Here is a 3,129-nt window from a genome sequence, read left to right as displayed (position 1 = left end):
CGGCTGACCGCGGATGAGCGCGCCGCCCCCAGGCTCTCCCCGAGGCGGCGCAGCCCGGCACGATCCCAGAACACCCCGGTGGCGAGTAGCCACGGCTTGCGCCCACCCGTTGTCCTGATGATCAGCTCGTGACCGCGCGTGCGGCGCCCCCTGCCGCGCGGCTGGAGCACGACAGCGCGCTCCATCTCGGCCAGCGGAAGGCGGCGACGTCCCCCGATATCGGTGTGCACGAGCCCTTCGGGCTCCAGCCGGATGCGGGCGACGACTGCGCGGACCGCGAACGCGGCCGCAACGAACGCCACCAGCCCGGCGAACGCGGTCATATATCCACCGGAGGTGTCTCGCTGCGTCACCAGGGCGACCACAGGGGTGATCACGAAGATCGTGGCGACCACCAGCACCGCCGGCGACGGCCGCACCTCGACCGGGGCGATAGGGTCCGCAGGCTTCCCGGCTCCCCCGGCTGCGCCGCGCCCCTCATCTCGATCGTCCATCTCCGACATCTCGCCCCCTAGCGATGTGGTGCCACGACGGCGACGTGGCCAGCCTGGCATCGGTCGTCGAGCGGCTGCATGCCCTAACCCACCAGAGCGGCGACGACGCCCGCGACGACGAGCAGCCCCACCACCAAGGCGACGGCGAGGGGTCCCTGGTGTCGCACCATCCATTCGAGCCACCTCGGAAGCTCCTGCTCCGCTGTGTTACCGGTGCCGGCAGCCTGCGACGTGGCACCCAGCCGTTCGCCCAGCAGCGTGAGCGTGGCGTCGCCCCACTGAGCGGCATGCAGCCTGGCGAACCGACGCCCACCCTGGGTCCGCAGCTGGAGCGAGTTCCAGCGGGCGACCTTCACCAGGAGCGGTGCATCGAGGTCGCTCAGCGACACCACCCGACGGCCGCCGGGCACCCGCACCTCGAGAACATCGCGGACCACCCGGACGCGGCTCGTCAGCACGTACACCGACTGCCAGAGCCACGCCAGCACGCCGGCAGCGACGAACACGGCCGTCGCGACTGTGGTGCCGCTCCGGGCGAACATCCCGATGCCGAACACCACGCAGACGACCGCGCCGTACCCGATCGTGTCGAGCGCCGGGCGGATCTCGAGGTCACCGTCCGCCCCGACCCACCGGCGGCCCCGGCGGCGACCCGCCGGCGCCTCGGGCGCCCGGCCATCCTGCGCGAGATCGTCGACCGCGCCGTAGGGAGTCGGGGCGCGATCGTCGCCCGACTCGACCCGAGAGTCGGTGACGTCCCCCGGCGACGGCAAAGCTCCGCCGTCGAGCCCTGAGGGCCGACGACGGAGCTCTGCCTCGTCGATCGGAATCAGCCCTGCGGGGGGTACCCGCCGCCCTGACCGGGCTGCTGCGGATAGCCGGGCTGGCCGCCACCCTGGCCGGGCTGGAACCCGCCGGGCTGGCCGCCGTGGCTGGGGCCGCCGGCGTCGGTCACCTGGGGTTGGCCCTGCACCTGGGCGGGCGGGGTGCCGTAGACGCCCACCTGGCCCTGCGTGTCCTGGAAGGACACGCGCGGCGCGGCGCGCACCACCGGGTCGTTGGACTCGAAGTACTCAGCCCGGTGGAAGTTGAACCTGTTGGCGATGATGTTGGGCGGGAAGCTCTCGACCTTGGTGTTGAGCTCACGCACGTTGGCGTTGTAGAACCGGCGGCCGGCGGCGATCCGGTCCTCGGTGTTGGTCAGCTCGTTCTGCAATGCCACGAAGCTCTCGACCGACCGCAGCTGCGGGTAGGCCTCGGCGACCGCGAACAGGCGGCCGAGGGCACCGCTGAGGGCGTCTTCCTGGCGGGCCTGCTCGGCGGGCGAGGCGCCCGGGGTGGCGGCGGCGGCGCGGGCCTGCGTGACCTCGTCGAACACCGCACGCTCGTGAGCGGCGAAGCCCTTCACGGTGTCGAGCAGGTTCGGGATGAGGTCGTAGCGGCGGTGCAGCTCGACGTCGATCTGACGCCAGGCCTCCTGCACCAGGTTGCGCAGTCGCACGAAGCCGTTGTAGGTCGCGATCGCCCAGATGACGGGGATCAGTACGACCACCACGACGATGATCAGGATGATGACTCCGGTGTCCATGCGGGCCTCCTTCGAAGGTCAGGGTCCACAAACCCAGGGTCGGTGTCTGCCGAGCGGGTCGCCCGGTTCTTCGATGCTACTGGCGTCCGAGGCCCAGATCGCTCGACGAGAGCAGCGAGACGTAGGGAAGTTCTGCCCTCGCGAACACCTCGGTGGCCTCGGTCTCGCGGTCGAGGATCGTGGCGACTCCGACCACCTCGGCCCCCACGGCGCGCGCCGCCTCGACCGCGAGCATGGGGCTGTTACCGGTGGTGGTGGTGTCCTCGACGATCACCACGCGCCGCCCGGCGATGTCCGGGCCTTCGACCTGACGCTTCATGCCGTGACCCTTGGCCTCCTTGCGCACAAGGAACGCGTCGAGGGCCAGGCCGCGGCTGGCCGCGGCGTGCTGGATCGCGCACACGACCGGGTCGGCGCCCATGGTCGGGCCGCCCACGGCGTCGATCTCGCCGACGCCCATGCCCTGCTCCTCCAGCATGTCGAGCATGAGGTGCCCGATGAGCGGCGCGGCCTCGTGGTGCAGCGTGAGCCGCCGCATGTCCACGTAGTAGTCGGCCTCGCGGCCGCTGGAGAGGGTGACCTTGCCGTGCACCACGGCGAGCTCGCCGATCAGCTGGGCGAGGCGTTCGGCGGGGGTCTGCTCCGTGCTCGTCACGGCGCTCAGGCTAGGGCATTGCGCCACCGCGCTGCCGAGCAGGTCACGGGCGGGCAGGAGGGCGGCCTGGCGGGGTAGCGTCGCCAGGGTGCGCATCGCGACCTGGAACGTCAACTCGATCCGAGCACGCGCCGAGCGAGTCACGGCGTGGCTGGAACGCCACGACGTCGACGTGCTCGCCCTGCAGGAGACCAAGACCCGCGACGAGGCCTTCCCGTACCTCTCATTCGAGGCGGTCGGGTACGAGGTCGCGCATGTCGGCGTGAGTCAGTGGAACGGCGTGGCGATCGCCTCGCGGGTGGGGCTCGACGGCGTGGTGCCGGGTTTCGCGGGTCAGCCCGGTTGGGGTGAGCCCGCCGCGGCGGAGGCGCGTGCGGTCGGCGCCACGTGCG

At 71.7% G+C, this 3,129-nt stretch carries 5 protein-coding genes; 1 reads left to right on the top strand and 4 read right to left on the bottom strand.

What is annotated here, in order from left to right; all coding sequences use genetic code 11:
- From ACOJSN_RS17170 to pyrE, 4 genes are all read right to left on the bottom strand, one after another.
- Positions 1–494, bottom strand: a 494-nt coding sequence (locus tag ACOJSN_RS17170) for a hypothetical protein (RefSeq protein ID WP_420113706.1), incomplete at its 3' end; no start/stop codon positions are given.
- 83 nt (positions 495–577) lie between these two features.
- A complete protein-coding gene (locus tag ACOJSN_RS17165) occupies positions 578–1,267 on the bottom strand; it encodes a hypothetical protein (RefSeq protein WP_420113705.1) in 690 nt (229 codons plus the stop codon).
- A 56-nt stretch (positions 1,268–1,323) separates the two neighbouring features.
- Positions 1,324–2,082, bottom strand: a complete 759-nt coding sequence (locus ACOJSN_RS17160; RefSeq protein WP_420113704.1) for a LemA family protein — start codon at positions 2,080–2,082, stop codon at positions 1,324–1,326.
- Between the two features lie 76 nt (positions 2,083–2,158).
- Positions 2,159–2,737, bottom strand: coding sequence for an orotate phosphoribosyltransferase (pyrE, locus tag ACOJSN_RS17155; protein ID WP_420113703.1), 579 nt, complete (start codon positions 2,735–2,737; stop codon positions 2,159–2,161).
- 88 nt (positions 2,738–2,825) lie between these two features.
- On the opposite strand from pyrE, the gene ACOJSN_RS17150 reads away from it, so the two are divergent.
- Positions 2,826–3,129 (top strand): exodeoxyribonuclease III (locus tag ACOJSN_RS17150; protein ID WP_420113702.1); only part of this gene is annotated, 304 nt, incomplete at its 3' end.

Source organism: Pseudactinotalea sp. (assembly GCF_048594945.1).
Taxonomy (GTDB): domain Bacteria; phylum Actinomycetota; class Actinomycetes; order Actinomycetales; family Beutenbergiaceae; genus Pseudactinotalea.
Note: the sequence above shows the minus strand (reverse complement) of the source record. Positions and strands in the feature narration are given on the sequence as shown.